Here is a 14,567-nt window from a genome sequence, read left to right as displayed (position 1 = left end):
ACCGGCGGTGCTACCGTGCGAAGTCAGCGACGAGAGCCGGGTGGGGAGCCTTGGGGAACATCGCGAGGTTCGGCATTTTGGGACCGTTGTGCGTCACGCGGAACGGCAGGGCCGTGAAACTGGGGGGACCTCGGCAGCGGACGTTGCTCGCCGCGTTGCTGGTGCGGGCGGGCAAACCGGTGGGGCTGAGCGGCATCGTGGACGCGCTGTGGGGGGAGAACCCGCCGGCGAGCGCGGTGGCGAACGTGCACACGCACGTGAACCGGCTCAGGAGCGCGTTGAAGGACGTCGGGCTGGACGGGCTGCTCGTCACCGACGGCAGCGGGTACCGGTTGCTGGTGGAGCCGGACCAGCTCGACAGCGCGCGGTTCGAGGCCTCTGCCGGGCAGGCCCGGAGCGCACTGCGCGCCGGGGACGCGCTGAAGGCGGTCGAGCTCTGGCAGGAGGCGTGGGACTGCTGGCGGGGCGCGGTGCTGGAGGACGTGCCGCGGGCCGGGTGGCTCGAGACCGAGGTCGTGCGGCTGGAGGAGCTGGCGGCCGCCGCGCGGGAGGACTGCGCGGACGCGCGGCTCGCGGCCGGGCAGTACCGGGCGCTCGTCACCGAGCTGTCGGCGCTCGTGCGGGAGCAGCCGCTGCGGGAGGGGCTGTGGCGGCGGCTGATGCTCGCGCAGCACCGGGCCGGGCGCCGCGCCGAGGCGCTGGAGACGTACCGGGCGGTGCGGGAGGTGCTGGTCGAGGCGCTCGGCGTGGAACCGTGCGCGGAGATCCGGGAGCTGCACCGGGAGGTCCTGCGCGGCGAGGGACCCGTGGTGGTGCGACCGATGCAGCTGCCGCCCGGCGCGCAGGACGTCACCGGGCGCGCCACCCAGACCGCGCGGCTGCGCCGGTTGCTGACCGGGCGGGCCGGTGCGGTCGCCGCGATCACCGGCAAGGCGGGCGTGGGCAAGACGACGCTGGCGGTGCGGGTCGCGCACGAGGTGGCCGGGCACTTCACCGGCGGACAGCTCTACGTGCGGCTGGGCGGCACGCACGCGCCGCGCGACCCGGCGACCGTGCTGGCCGAGCTGCTGATCGCGTGCGGGGTGCACCCGCACGCCGTTCCGGAGGACCGGGAGGCCCGCGCCGCGCTCTACCGGTCGCAGCTCGCGGCGCGGCCCGTGCTGGTCGTGCTCGACGACGCCGCGAACATGGCGCAGGTGCGGCCGTTGCTGCCGGGCACGGCGGGGTCGGCGGTGCTGATCACGAGCCGGGCGCAGCTGGTCGACGTCGACACCGCGCACACCGTGCACCTCGACGTGCTCAGCACGGAGGACGCGGTGCGGGTGCTCGCCTCGATCGCCGGTCGGTCCCGGCTCGCCGCGGAACCCGACGCCGCCAGGGCGGTGGCCCGCTACTGCGGCAACCTCCCGCTGGCGCTGCGGATCGCGGGCTCCCGGCTGGCCCGCAGGGCGCACTGGACGGTCGGGCGGCTCGCGGAACGGCTGGCCGACGAGGGCACCCGCCTCAACGAGCTGTGCATCGACGACCTGGAGGCGCGCGCCAGCCTCGCGCTGAGCTACGAGGCGCTCGGACCCGCCCAGCGACGCGCGTTCCGGTTGCTGAGCCTGCTCGACGTGCCGGACTTCCCCGCCTGGGTCGCGGGGCCGCTGCTCGACGTCCCCGTCGCGGACGCCGAGGAGCTCGTCGACGGCCTCGCCGACGCGCACCTGCTCGAACCAGCGGGCCACGGCCGCTACCGGTTCCACGACCTGCTGCGGGTCTTCGGCCGCGAACGCGCGCAGCAGGACGACCCCGGCCGCACCGCGGCGCTCACCCGCGCGTTCACCGCCTGGCTCGACCTGGCCGCGCGCGCCGAGTCCGGGCTGCCGAGCCGGTTCCTCAAGGTGCGGCTGGAAGTGCGGGACGCGCGCCTGCCGGGGGACGTCACCGCCCGGCTGCTCGCCGACCCGCTGGCGTTCCTGGAGGCCGAACGCGACGCGCTGGTCGCCGTCGTCGAGCAGGCGCTCGCGCTGGGCCTGACCGCGCTCGCCGCCGACACCGCCGGGGTGCTGACGACGTTGTTCGACCTGCGCAGCCACTACGACCTGTGGCGGCACACGCACGAGCTGGTCCTGGCGGCCGCGCAGGAGAGCGGCGACGCCCGGCGCACCGCGGTCCTGCACCAGGGGCTCGGCGCGCTGGCGTTCTACCGCGACCGCTTCGGCGAGGCGCGCACGCACTTCACGCGGGCGCAGCACCTGTTCCACGACCTCGGCGAGGTGCCGGGGCAGGCCTACGCCAACCTGGGCCTGGGCAGCGTCGACCTGTTCCACGGCCGCCACGACGAGGCCGCCGCCCTGCTCGCGCGCGCCAGGGCCGGCTTCCACCGGTGCGCCGACGCGTTCGGCGGTGCCTTCGCCCTGCAGGGGCTCGGGGTGGTGCGGCGCAACCAGGGCCGCCTCGACGAGGCCGCGGCGTTCCTCGACCGCGCGCTGGCCGCCTTCGCCGAGCTCGACTCGGACTACGGGCGGGCGTGCGTGCTGTTCAGCTACGGCCTGCTGCACAACGCCCGCGGCGACCTCGCCGCCACCGAGCACGCGATGCCGGCGGCCGTCGGCCTGTTCCGCGCGGCGTCCTGTCCGCGCGACGAGGCGCTGGCGCTGCACGTGTTCGCCGCCATCCACGCCCAGCGCGGTGACGCCGATCGCGCGGCGGCGCTGATGGCCCGGTCGCAGGCCGCGTTCTCGCCGCAGGACGAGAGCGTCGGCAAGGCCGAGACCCTCTACAGCCTCGGCTGGGTCGCCCACCGCGACCGCCGCTTCACCGAGGCGCAGGAGTGCTTCACGCGGGCGTTGCGGCTGTTCGAACGGTTCGACATGCCGCTGCACCAGGTCCGCACCCGTGCCGCGCTGCACAGCACGGGCCTCACCGGCCCCGGCCGGTGAGCGCGCTGACCAGGTGCCGTTGCAGCAACCAGAACACCACCAGGCACGGCAGCGCCGTGGCGGTCGCGGCGGCCATCAGCTCGGCGATGTCCAGCCGTGTGGAGTCCATCGTGGACAGACCGAGGGTGAGCGTGCGCATGTCCGTGGAGTTCGTGACCACCAACGGCCACAGGAAGTCGTTCCAGTGCCACAGGAACACGAACACCGCGAGCGTGGCGAGCACCGGACGGCACAACGGCAGCACGATGTGCCAGTAGGTCCGCCAGTCGCCGGCGCCGTCGACCCGCACGGCGTCGAACACCTCGCCCGGCAGCGCGCGGATGAACTGCCGCAGCACCAGCACCGCCTGGGCGTTGGCGAGCGTCGGTACCACCAGTCCCCACCAGGTGTCCACCCACCCCAGTGACGCGACCAGCAGCAGCAACGGCACCAGCACCGCGTGGAACGGCACCATGAACGTCGACACGATCGTCCACAGCAGCAGGTCCCGGCCGCGGAAGCGCTTGCGGGCGAACACGTACGCGGCCATCGACGCGGACAGCAGGACCACCACCACCGACACCAGCGCGTAGACCAGCGTGTTGAGCGTCCACCGCACGAAGTCCTCGGCCGCGAGCACCACGGCGAAGTTCCGCAGCGTCAGCGACTCCGGCAGGGCGTGCGGCAGCGTCGGGGAACCGGGTGGTGACAGCGCGACCACGACCATCACGGCGAACGGTCCCAGCGCGAGCAGCGTGACCACCGCCAGCACCACGACCGGCCACCGCGAGCGCCTCACGGGTCCCCGCCGAACACCCGCCGCTGGGTCAGCGCCACCAGCAGCACCACGGCCCACAGCACGACCCCGGCCGCCGCCGCGTGCCCGAGGTCGAACAACCGGAACCCGTACTCGTACACCACGTACGCCAGCACTTGGCTGGCCCGCATCGGCCCTCCCTCGGTCAGCACGAAAACGGTGTCGAAGACCTGGAACGCGCCGATCGTCTCGACCACCACCACGAAGAACAACACCGGGCGCAGGAACGGCAGCAGCACGTGCCACACCCGTTGCCACGCGGTCGCCCCGTCCACCCTGGCCGCGTCCAGGCAGTCGGACGGCACGTCCTGCAGACCGGCGAAGAGCACCAGCACCGCGTAGCCGGACCCCTTCCACACGCTCACGACGGCGAGCGCGGGCAGCACCAGCGACGGGTGGGACAGCACCCCCAGCGGCTCGAACAGCCACCGCCACACCACGGCGGCGAGCACCGGGCTGGTGGCGTACGGGGCGAGCAGGGCGGCGCGGAACCAGCCCCGCGCCCACGTGACCCGGTCGAGCAGCACCGCCGTTCCCAGCGCCACCAGCACGGTCAGCGGCACGCACAGCGCGACGTAGCCGAGCGTGGTGCGCAGGCTGGCCGTGAACGTCCGGCTCGCGGCCAGGTCGCGGTAGTTCGCCAGCCCGACGAACGTCCAGCCGCCGCCCGCGTCGTGGTCGGTGAGGCTCAGCCCGGCCGCCCCCAGCACCGGGACGACCCGGAACAGGCCGAAGAGCACCAGCACCGGCAGCAGGAAGAGCAGGGTCGTGACCGCGCCGCGCATCAGCGGCCGAGCAGCCCGTCGACCTCGGCGGCGGCGTCGGCGAGCGCCTGCTCCGGGGTGCTCCTGCCCAGCAGCGCGGCCTGCAGGTGCGGGGCCAGCAGGCCCATCACCCTGCGCGCCTGCGGGTGCGGGTCACCGGCCGACGCGTAGGGCAGCGCGTCGAGGAAGCTCCTCGCCAGGGCGTCCTGCGGCGGCGCCACCTCGGCCCACGGCGCGAAGAAGTCCGACCGGGCGCACAGCGCGTCGACGACCTCCCGCGAACTCAGGTGGGCGAGCACGGTCCTGGCCGCCGCGGTGTCCTTCGCGGTGCGCACCAGCGCCAACGCGCCGGGCTGGCCGAACGTCGCCCGCACCCGGCCCTGCAACGGCGGGCCGACCGCGGTGTTGTCCGCTCCGATGCCCGCCGCGATGGCGCGGGCCTCCGCGGCGGTCGTCACGTGGCTCATCGCCGCCTTCCCCAGCGCCACCGGGTCGTCCCTGATGTCGCTCTTGCGGGTCGTGACGTCCGCGGGCAGGCCGCCCGCCGCCGCGAGGTCGACGAGGAACCGCAGCGCCGCGACGCCCTCCGGCGAGGAGAACGCGCTGCGCCGGCCGTCCGGGCTGAACACCGTGCCGCCCGCCTGCCACAGCAGCGGGTAGAAGGTGATGTTGAGCGTCTCCTCGGCCGACCCGGCGTAGTCGAGCACCGGCACGCCCCTGGCCGCGAGCCGCGGCGCGGCCGCCCTGACCTCGTCCCACGTCCGCGGCAGTTCCGTGATCCCCGCCTGCGCGAACAACGCGCGGTTGTAGACCGTCGTCGTGACGGTCTGGTACAGCGGCACGCCGTAGACCTCGCCGTTCACCGTCAGCGCCGAGACCGCCGACGGCCGGAACGCCGTCCCACTCGCCGCCACCACGTCGCCGACCGGCTGGAGCGCCCGCTGGGCGGCGTACTGCGGGATCATGTCCGGCTGCAGCAGCACCACGTCCGGTCCGCTGCCCGACAGCAGCGCCGTGCCGATCTTCTCCTGCCGGCCGGCCCACGGTTGCAGTTGAATCCGCAGGTCGATGTCGTGCGCCGACTCGAAGCCGCGCTCGACCTCCTGCCAGAACGCCCTGCTCGCGGTCTCGTCGTCGATGACCGGGTACAGCCACACGGTCACCGTCCGGCCGGTCACCGGTGCGCCGCAGGCCGTGAGGGCGAACGCCAGTGCCGCGGCGAGCAGGCGCCTCACGCCGGAATCCCGAACAGGCCGGCGGCGTTGCGCCACATCACGTGCTCGTGCTCGCGTTCGCTCAGGCCCGCGTCCACGACCACGCCGAGCGCGATCGCCGGGTCGACCAGCGTGCTGTCGGTGCCGAAGAGCACCTGCTCCACCGGCACGCGGTCCAGGGCGTAGCGGAAGCGGTCGCGGTCGGTGATCGAGCAGCACGGTTCGAGGTAGAGCCGGTCGCTGCGGACCGCCGCCTCGACCGCCGTCCGCCACGCCGGCCCGCCCATGTGCCCCGCGATCACCCGCAGCCCCGGCACCTCCTCCAGCACGTCCACGAGACCCAGCACGCTGTCGTCCCAGGTGTGCACCAGCACCGGCAGCCCGGCGGCAGCGGCCATCCGCAGCGCCTCCCGCGTCGGCGTGGACGTGAGCGGCAGCGCGGGGTAGGTGGTGTGGATCTTCACGCCCACGAACCGCTTCGCCGGGGTGTAGCGCTCCAGCTCGCGTGCGGCCTCGTCGAGCTGGTTGGGGTTGATGACGACGTATCCGAGCAGACGCGGTTGTTCGGCCAATGCCTCGGCCATCCACCTGTTGCCGCTCACCATGTCGTAGGTGACCGCCTCGGACGCGGACACGATCTGCCGGTCGATGCCGTAGCGGTCCATGAGCTTGATGTTGACGTCGACGGCGCCCACGTCCGTCGAGAAGAACCACGGTCCCGCGTGCCCGTGCACGTCGATGATCATCGGGCGTCCTCCAGCCACGCCGTGGCCGTGCCCCCGGCCACCTGGTGCCACTCCTCGGTGCCGAGGCCGGACATGCGCAGACGCAACGCCGACGGCATGACGTCGTGCACCGGCGCCCGCGAGCCGTACGCGAGGTGGTGCGCCCCGACCTCGCCCGCGATCCGCTCGATCGAGTCGGGTCCGACCAGCATCCGGGTCGAGGCCACGAACCCCGGCTCGCGACGGGCGAGTACGACGAAGTCCGCCACCTTGTAGGCGTGCACGTCCAGGAAGCACACCCGCGTGCCGCTGAACGCGGGCCAGTAGCGGCTGATGTCGCCGCTCGTCAGCAGCACCATGCCGTGGGCCGACGCGAGGCCGACGACGTGCTGCAGACCCGGTGACTCCGGCTCCACCCATTGCTCCGGCGGGAACACCCGCAGCAGCCGCACACCCTCGGCCGCAAGGCGCGCTATCTCCGTCTCGGCCGTCAGCGCGTCACGGATGTCCACTGTGCCCACGGGGACATGACCCGTCTGTTCGATCGCCTTGCGCATCTCGTCGTTGCCCGAGCACGCGTCGAACAACCCGCCCCGCAACGAGCACACCAGCCCGCGCGCGATGCCGTGACGAGAGAGCTGCTCACCCACGGCCTCGATGGACGCGTCGACGTCGCGGGTGGGCACAGCGCCGAAGAGCACGTCGACGTCGAGCGCGATCTCGTGCCGCTCGTGCGGGACGTGGGGGAGGGGAGCCACCATGACCGGCAGCCTGGTGGCCGCCCCTACACGAGCCCTACACGGCGGGCACCGCGATCGCGGTGACCAGGACGTCGCCCTGCACCAGCCAGCGGCCGCGGAAGTCCGCGATCGGGGTGTCGGGCAGCAGGATCCGCGAGTGGAACGTGCCGTCCGGGTCGAGCGTGATGTCCGCGTCCTCGAACCCGAGCCACCGCCGCGTGACCGGGAACCACGCCTTGTACGTGGTCTCCTTCGCGCTGAACAGCAGCCGGTCCCAGCAGATCTTCGGGTCCTCCGCCCGCAGCCCGGCCATCCGGTCCAGCTCGGCCGGCACCGCGATGGCCCCCAGCACCCCGTCCGGCGCGGGCCCGTGCGGCTCGGCGTCGATGCCGATCGTCAGGAAGTCCGCCGTGCTCGCCAGCGCGGCCGCCCGGTAGCCCAGGCAGTGCGTGAGGCTGCCGACGACGCCCTCCGGCCACAGCGGCTCGCGCTTGGGCCCCGGCAGCACCGGCGCGGGCGCGACACCGAGCCGCGCCATGGCCTGGCGCGCGCACCAGCGCGCGGTGCCGAACTCCGCGCGGCGCTTGGGCACCGCGTTGCCCAGCAGCGCCTCCTCCTCGGGGAAGAGGCCGGCCGGCTGCTCGTCGTCGAACCGTTCCACCGCCGCGATCGGCGGGGGGAGGAGTTGTTCCAGCACCTATGACTCCCGCAACACGTCGTGCAGCTTGGCCCCGGTCACGCCGCGCGGTCGCCACTCGCGCGGGTAGCCGAGGGAGACCTCGTCGAAGCGCACGCCGTCGTAGACGGTCGTGCGGGGGATGTGCAGATGGCCGTAGACCATCTCGACGGCGTTGAACCGCGTGTGCCAGTCGGCCGTCGCCGTGGTGCCGCACCACAGCGCGAACTCGGGGTAGCGCAGCACGAACGTGGGGTCGCGCACGAGCGGGTAGTGGTTGATCAGCACGGTCGGCCCGCTCACCTCGGCGAGCCGCCGCGCCGTCTCCTCCACCCGCGCCCGGCACCAGGCCTCGCGCGACGGGTAGGGGTCGGGGTGCAGGAAGTACTCGTCGGTGCACACGACGCCCGCCTCGTGCGCGATGGCGAGGGCGGACTGCACGTCCGTGGCACCCGGTGGCCTGAACGAGTAGTCGTAGCCGATGAAGAGGGGACAGACGGTGACCGGCCCGCCGTCGCCGTCGAAGACCGCGTACGGGTCCTCCGGGGTGAGCACGTCGAGGCTGCGGCAGAGTTCGACGAGCTGCTTGTAGCGCACCTCGCCGCGCGCCTGGTTCTCGTCGTCCTTCGTGGTCCAGAGCTCGTGGTTGCCCGGGGACCAGATGACCCGGCCGAACCGGGGGCGCAGCGTCCGCAGGGTCCACTCGATGTCGCCGAACTTCTCACCCACGTCCCCGGCGACGATCAGCCAGTCGGCCGGGTCCGGTGCGGTGATCGCCGCCACCACGTCGCGGTTGTCCTGGTAGGAGACGTGCAGGTCGCTGGTGGCCAAGAGCTTCACACCTCGACGGTAGCCGTGGCGTCAACGCGAGGAGATCAACCTGAACCGAAGAGACCACTCGTTCGTGTCCTGAGTAACACGACCGGTTATCCGTTCGTCGCAGACAGTGCGCCACTCGTCTCAACAGGGCGAGCCGCAAGTCGCCGACCTTGCCCCGCTCATCGCTGCCGACGGCCCGCGCACTTACCTGTCCACCTGCACCGTTCCTACCGTGAGCGCTGTCACCTGACGGAAAAGTCCTGGCGGAGGACCACACCATGACCGACTCCCAGTTCGCCCGCACGCCGGACCCGCGACTCGCGCGCGGAGTCCCGCAGCGGCAGGTCCCCCAGGGTCAGGTCCCCGCGCGCCCGGTGCCCGCGCGCCAGGCCCCCCAGGGTCAGCTGCCCCAGCGCCCGCTGCCGCCGCGCCAGGGCCAGGTGCCCCGCTACGGCCAGCCGGTCGACCCGCGCCTGGCCGCCGCACCGTCGTTCCGCCGCACCGTCGGCGCCGAGATCGCCCGCCACGCCCAGCAGCACCAGGCCTACGCCGTCCCCTCGCGCCGCAGCACGGCCGAGGAGACCGCGCTGGCCACCCTGCTGCGCTCCCGCCAGCGCGCAGAGTCCGCCCGCCAGGACACCCGGTCCGCCGACACCTCCGTCCCGCGCCAGGACTCCTGGATGCGCGCCGGCGTGTGGCCGGAGCAGACCGCCGACCCCGGTCGCGGCGACGTCATCGAACAGCTCTCGTCCCGCCTGGTCAGCCCCAACCTGTGGGCCGTCGTCGAACCCCTCATCCCACCCGCGAAGGTCCGCCGCCAGGGCGGTGGCCGCGGCCGGGTCTGCAACCGCACGGTCTTCACCGCCATCGTCTTCGTGCTCTCCTCCGGCTGCGCGTGGCGGCACCTGCCCGCGTCCTTCGGCGTGACCGTGCCGACCGTGCACCGCCGCTTCCAGGAGTGGACCGACCTGGGCCTGTGGACCCGCCTGCGCCGCGCCGTGGCCGAGGGCGCCTGCGGCACCGACGAGGTCGACTGGATCCGCGCGGTGCTCGACGCGGCGGACCGCCGGTCGGCGAAGGCGGCCGGCTGAGGCGCCGTCCCCCTGCTCGCGCCGGGGTCACCCTGAGGAAGGGTGGCCCCGGCGTTGTGTTGCGCTCGCCCGGTTCGTGCGCCCTGCCGAGCACTGACCGCTCATCGCACCGTGACCGGCCGACCGGTGTCCGCTCAGTGCGTTGTCGCTGTCGCCTCCGCGATCATCTGGCGCGCGTGGGTGATGAACCGCGTGGCTTCCGGCATCGTCAGCACCACCGCGTCGCCCGCCGGACCGAGCACCGCCACTCCAGACCGCTCATCGCACCCGTGACCGCTCATCGCACCCGTGACCGCTCATCGCACCCGTGACCGCTCATCGCACCACGACCGCTCATCGCACTCATGGCCGCGCCCGCGCCACTTCACCGCATCCCGCGTCACATGCCGTTGATGCCCGCCTGGTACTTCGGCACCCGCACGGTGATCTTCGTGCCCAGCCCGCACGCCGTCTCCACCACGAGCCCGTACTCGTCCCCGTACACCCGCCGCAACCGCTCGTCGATGTTCCCGAGCCCGATCCCCGCGGATTCGTCGACCTGCCCGGCGAGCGTCCGCCGCAGCTCGTCGGGGTCCATGCCGATGCCGTCGTCCTCGATGGTGATCTCGGCCTCGGCACCGCTGTCGTTCGCGTAGATCTGGATGTGGCCCGGCTCGACCTTGCCCTCCATGCCGTGCCGCACGGCGTTCTCGACGAGCGGCTGCAGGCACAGGAACGGCACGGTCACCGGCAGCACCTCGGGCGCCACCTGCAACGTCACCCTCAGGCGTTCGCCGAAGCGGGCGCGTTCGAGGGCGAGGTACTGGTCGATCGAACGCAGCTCCTCGGCCAGCGTCGTGAAGTCGCCGTGCCGCCGGAACGAGTAGCGGGTGAAGTCCGCGAAGTCGAGGAGCAACGTACGCGCGCGCTCCGGGTTGGTGCGGACGTACGAAGCGATGGCGGACAACGAGTTGTAGATGAAGTGCGGTGAGATCTGGGCGCGGAGTGCGCGCACCTCGGCCTCCACCAGGCGCGTCCGCGAGCGGTCGAGCTCGGCCAGCTCCAGCTGCCCCGCCGCCCACCGGGCCACCTGGTTCGTCGCGCGGACCAGGCCCGCGGAGGCCTCGCGGGAGTAGGCGGCCAGGGTCCCGACCACGCGGCCCTCGACGGTCAGCGGGGCGACGACCGCGCAGTTGATCGGGCAGTTCGGTTCGGTGCAGCCGATGTCGAACGCCTGGGTGCGGCCGGTCAGGAACACGTCCTGCGCCTGCGCCATCGCCTCCGCGGCGTGGTGCTCGGACACGCCCTCCCACGCGACGACCTCGGTCTCGTCGGTCAGCGCGAGCGCGGGGGTGTCGAGCAGGGTGCGCAGGTGGCGCGCGGACCTCTTCGCCGCGTCCGGGACCAGGCCCGCGCGCAGCGGGGGAGCGGCGGACCAGGCGGTGTGCAGGGTCTCGTAGGTCACGCGCTGGGCCTCGGTCGACAGCGACTGCCGGCTGCGCGTGCCCCGCCACAGCACGAGCACCGCCGCCCCGCCGACGATCAGGATCGCCGCGGCGGTGAGGAGGTCGTGCATCTCAGTTCACCTCTAGCTTCGCTCGTCGCCGTGGGAAGACGAACCTGAGCCGTCCAGCCCGAGGTTCTCGGGCGCGTGGAGCTTGACCATCGTGCGCTGCACCCCCGGCGGCACGTGCCGCTGGGTGAGCAGGGAGACCACGTACATGACCCCGAAGCCCAGCGGCACCGTCCACGCCGCCGGACGGGACAGGAGCGTCTCGTACCGGGCGTCGCCGGTGTCGGTGAACATCGTGACCAGCCCCGCGGTCAGGGCGGGCAGGCCGCCCGCGAGCATGCCCGCGATGGCGCCGGCGGTCGTGATCCGGGTCGACCAGATCCCCAGCATCAGCAACGGGCACAGCGACGACGCCGCCACCGCGAACGCCAGGCCCACCATGTCCGCCACCGGCATGCCCGTCGACACGAACGTCATCGCCAGCGGCACGATGCCCGCGAGCACCGTCGAGATCCGGAACCCGCGCACGCCGCCGAGCCGCAGCACGTCCTGCGACAGGACACCCGCCAGCGACACCACCAGCCCCGAGGACGTCGACAGGAACGCCGCGAACGCGCCACCGGCCACCAGCGCGCCGAGCAGCTCGCCGCCGAGACCGTCGATCATCCGCGTCGGCAGCACGAGCACCACGGCGTCGGTCTGCCCGGTCATCAGCAGCTCGGGCGTGTACAGCCGGCCGAGCGCCCCGTACACCGGTGGCATCAGGTAGAACACCGACAGCAGGCCCAGCACGATCAACGTCGTGCGGCGCGCGGCCGTGCCGTTCGGGTTGGTGTAGAAGCGCACGATCACGTGCGGCAGCCCCATGGTCCCCAGGAACGTCGCGATGATCAGCGAGTAGGCCGCGTACAGCGGGAACTGCTGCCCGCTCGACTCCGGCAGCGACCACGTCTCGTTGGTGTTGTGCCCCATCGTGGACACGTGCGGCACGGTCGAGCCCTGCGGGAACGTGAGCTTCGAGCCCTGTCCGACGCGGTGGTGGCCGGCGGTCAGCACGTGCCCGCCGCCCTCCACGCGCTGCCCGTCGACCTCGCCGGAGCCCCGGACGGTGACGGCCTGCTCGGCGTGCACCACCGTCTCGTTCCGGAACACGACCTCGGTGTCCTGCCGGAACGACGGGAACTCCGGTGCGGTCAGCGACTGGGCGCCGTGCACCTGCCACGCGACGACCAGGAACACGACCGGCACGGTGATCGCGGTGAGCTTGAGCCAGTACTGGAACGCCTGCACGAACGTGATCGACCGCATCCCGCCGGACATCACGTTGACCGTCACGACCGCCGCGACGACCAGCGCGCCCACCCAGTCCGGCGCCCCGGTCACCGTGTTCAGCGTCAGCCCCGCGCCTTCGAGCTGCGGCAACAGGTACAGCCAGCCGATCGCGAGCGCCAGCGCCGACGCGACGCCCCGCACACCGCGCGAGCGGAAGCGGGCCTCGGCGAAGTCCGGCAGCGTGTACGCGCCGGAGCGGCGCAGCGGTGCGGCGACCATCGTCAGCAGCACCAGGTACCCGGCGGTGTAGCCGACCGGGAACCACAGCATGTCCGGCCCGTAGGCGAAGATCAGCCCGGCGATGCCCACGAACGACGCCGCCGACAGGTACTCGCCGCCGATCGCCGAGGCGTTCCACCACGGCGACACCGTGCGCGACGCGACGTAGAAGTCCGACGTGGTGCGGGAGACGCGCAGCCCGTACGTGCCGACCAGGATCGTGCCCAGTGCGACGACCAGCACCGCCACGACGGCGTACCCGCTCGTCATGGCCGTTCGACCAGCTCCGCGAACTCGCGCTCGCTGCGTTCGGCCTGCCGCACGTAGAACCAGCCGGCCAGCAGCAGCATCGGGCCCGTCGCCACGCACAGCAGGAACCACGGCAGCCCGAGCCCGAAGATCCGCATCTTGCCGATCTGCGGCTCGATCGCGAACAGCAGCGGCAGCAGTCCCAGCGTCCCGCACACCACGAAGCACACCGACAGGCCCAGCCTGCGCTGGGCGCGGATCAGGGTGCGCATGTAGACAGCGCCGAGCTCGCTCTGCTCGTTGATCTCCCTGGTGCCCGGGTACGGCCGCCGGGCCCGCGGCGCCCTGGTGCGGGGACTCGTCACCACCACGCGCTGGACCGGCCGCGGGGGCGGCTGCCCCGGTGGCGGTGTCGTCACGACCCCAGCCCGTTGCGCGGGTGCGCGGTGGCCGCGGGCGCGGCCTGACCGGACACCGGCGCCGGCCGGGCGCGGCGCACGAGCAGCTGCCGCAGGTGCCGGGCGTGCCGGCGGCTCACCGGCAGCACCGCGCCGCCGATCGTGACGCTGAGGTGCCCCTCCTCCAGCCGCAGCTCGTCGATGTGGCCGAGCGAGACGAGGTGGCTGCGGTGGATGCGCACGAACCCGGCGCTGCGCCAGCGCTCCTCGAGCCCGTTGAGCGCGGCGCGGACCAGCCCGCTGCCGGTCGCGGTGTGCAGCCGGGCGTAGTCGCCGTGCGCCTCCACGTACCGGATGTCAGCGAGCCGGATGAAGCGGGTGACGCCGCCGAGCTCGACCGGGATGACCTCGTCACCGACCTCGGGCGGGGTGGCGTTGGCCGGTTGCGCGGCCGCGGGCGGGGCGGCCTCCGTGGGGTTCTTCGAGTCCCAGACCTCGTGCACGATCCGGTGCACCGACTCGGCCAGCCGCTCCTGGCGCACCGGCTTGAGCAGGTAGTCGAGCGCCTTGAGCTCGAACGCCTCGACGGCGGGCTGCTGGTGCGCGGTCACGAACACGACCGGTGGCGGCTGCGCGAACCTCGACAGCACGCGGGCGAGGTCGAGACCGTCCAGTCCCGGCATGCGGATGTCGAGGAACACCGCGTCGAGCGGCTGGCCCGCGTCCATCGCCCGGTGCAGCACCCGCAGCGCCTTCGTGGCGTCGGTGACGGCTTCGACGTGCGCGATGCGCGGGTCCGAGCGCAACAGGTAGGTGAGGTCCTCCAGCGCGGGTGCCTCGTCGTCGACGGCGAGCACCCGCAGGGACCGTTCGAGGCTGCCACGTCGATCCGGTCCCTCGCACAGGGGGCACGGCAGACCTGAGGTCATTCGAGATCGAGTCCAAACTGTGTACGGCCGATCCTCACGTGGCGCGACTGGACCACGCTCGGTCAACGCGCGCCTGGTGAGCCGAGGGCGTCGGATACGCGATCATGCCTCCTCACGGAGGGTGAGTCGCCGCGGGGGTCCGGTTGCCCGTCGTGCGCACGGCAAGCACCCCCTCGACCCCAGAAAGCCCAATTGGCGC

At 73.0% G+C, this 14,567-nt stretch carries 12 protein-coding genes and 1 pseudogene; 2 read left to right on the top strand and 11 right to left on the bottom strand.

All coding sequences use genetic code 11. The annotated features are described in order from the left end of the window. Window positions 1–113 precede the first annotated feature (113 nt). On the top strand, window positions 114–2,924 hold the full coding sequence (locus tag ACZ7CF_RS02560) for an AfsR/SARP family transcriptional regulator (protein ID WP_470368624.1): 2,811 nt from the start codon (window positions 114–116) through the stop codon (window positions 2,922–2,924). Here ACZ7CF_RS02560 and ACZ7CF_RS02555 read toward each other — a convergent pair. Genes ACZ7CF_RS02555 through ACZ7CF_RS02525 form a run of 7 tightly spaced genes read right to left on the bottom strand, consistent with a single transcriptional unit; the run spans window position 2,905 to window position 8,679 of the window. After that, window positions 2,905–3,702, bottom strand: coding sequence for a carbohydrate ABC transporter permease (locus ACZ7CF_RS02555; RefSeq protein ID WP_360386902.1), 798 nt, complete (start codon window positions 3,700–3,702; stop codon window positions 2,905–2,907). The genes ACZ7CF_RS02560 and ACZ7CF_RS02555 overlap by 20 nt on opposite strands. After that, the gene (locus ACZ7CF_RS02550; protein ID WP_360386904.1) at window positions 3,699–4,505 is read right to left on the bottom strand and encodes a carbohydrate ABC transporter permease; all 807 of its coding nucleotides are present in this window, start codon (window positions 4,503–4,505) and stop codon (window positions 3,699–3,701) included. Before ACZ7CF_RS02550 ends, ACZ7CF_RS02555 begins: the two co-directional genes overlap by 4 nt. Then, window positions 4,505–5,719, bottom strand: coding sequence for an ABC transporter substrate-binding protein (locus tag ACZ7CF_RS02545; protein WP_470368623.1), 1,215 nt, complete (start codon window positions 5,717–5,719; stop codon window positions 4,505–4,507). The genes ACZ7CF_RS02550 and ACZ7CF_RS02545 overlap by 1 nt, the downstream gene beginning before the upstream one ends. Beyond that, entirely contained in the window at window positions 5,716–6,444 is a 729-nt protein-coding gene (locus tag ACZ7CF_RS02540; RefSeq protein WP_360386909.1) for an amidohydrolase family protein, read from the bottom strand. Before ACZ7CF_RS02540 ends, ACZ7CF_RS02545 begins: the two co-directional genes overlap by 4 nt. Beyond that, on the bottom strand, window positions 6,441–7,184 hold the full coding sequence (locus ACZ7CF_RS02535) for an amidohydrolase family protein (protein ID WP_360386911.1): 744 nt from the start codon (window positions 7,182–7,184) through the stop codon (window positions 6,441–6,443). The genes ACZ7CF_RS02540 and ACZ7CF_RS02535 overlap by 4 nt, the downstream gene beginning before the upstream one ends. 34 nt (window positions 7,185–7,218) lie before the next feature. Further along, window positions 7,219–7,860, bottom strand: coding sequence for a 4'-phosphopantetheinyl transferase family protein (locus tag ACZ7CF_RS02530; protein ID WP_360386914.1), 642 nt, complete (start codon window positions 7,858–7,860; stop codon window positions 7,219–7,221). Next, window positions 7,861–8,679 (bottom strand): metallophosphoesterase family protein, encoded by an 819-nt coding sequence (locus ACZ7CF_RS02525; RefSeq protein WP_360386917.1) that lies wholly within the window; start codon window positions 8,677–8,679, stop codon window positions 7,861–7,863. A gap of 659 nt (window positions 8,680–9,338) precedes the next feature. Here ACZ7CF_RS02525 and ACZ7CF_RS02520 point away from each other — a divergent pair. Then, window positions 9,339–9,737, top strand: a pseudogene (locus tag ACZ7CF_RS02520) (transposase); the annotation flags it as partial. Window positions 9,738–10,128: 391 nt separating this feature from the next. On the opposite strand, the gene ACZ7CF_RS02515 reads toward ACZ7CF_RS02520, so the two are convergent. From ACZ7CF_RS02515 to ACZ7CF_RS02500, 4 genes are read right to left on the bottom strand one after another with little or no spacing between them, the layout of a single operon-like run. Further along, window positions 10,129–11,304, bottom strand: a complete 1,176-nt coding sequence (locus ACZ7CF_RS02515; protein WP_360386920.1) for a histidine kinase — start codon at window positions 11,302–11,304, stop codon at window positions 10,129–10,131. A gap of 12 nt (window positions 11,305–11,316) precedes the next feature. Further along, window positions 11,317–13,062, bottom strand: coding sequence for a sodium/solute symporter (locus ACZ7CF_RS02510; protein WP_458433371.1), 1,746 nt, complete (start codon window positions 13,060–13,062; stop codon window positions 11,317–11,319). After that, on the bottom strand, window positions 13,059–13,460 hold the full coding sequence (locus tag ACZ7CF_RS02505; protein ID WP_360386926.1) for a DUF485 domain-containing protein: 402 nt from the start codon (window positions 13,458–13,460) through the stop codon (window positions 13,059–13,061). The genes ACZ7CF_RS02510 and ACZ7CF_RS02505 overlap by 4 nt, the downstream gene beginning before the upstream one ends. After that, a complete protein-coding gene (locus ACZ7CF_RS02500; protein ID WP_470368622.1) occupies window positions 13,457–14,368 on the bottom strand; it encodes a LytR/AlgR family response regulator transcription factor in 912 nt (303 codons plus the stop codon). Before ACZ7CF_RS02500 ends, ACZ7CF_RS02505 begins: the two co-directional genes overlap by 4 nt. Window positions 14,369–14,567: the final 199 nt, after the last annotated feature.

It is taken from the genome of Lentzea sp. NPDC036955 (genome assembly GCF_055608005.1).
This window is presented reverse-complemented; position numbering and strand designations above follow the sequence as displayed.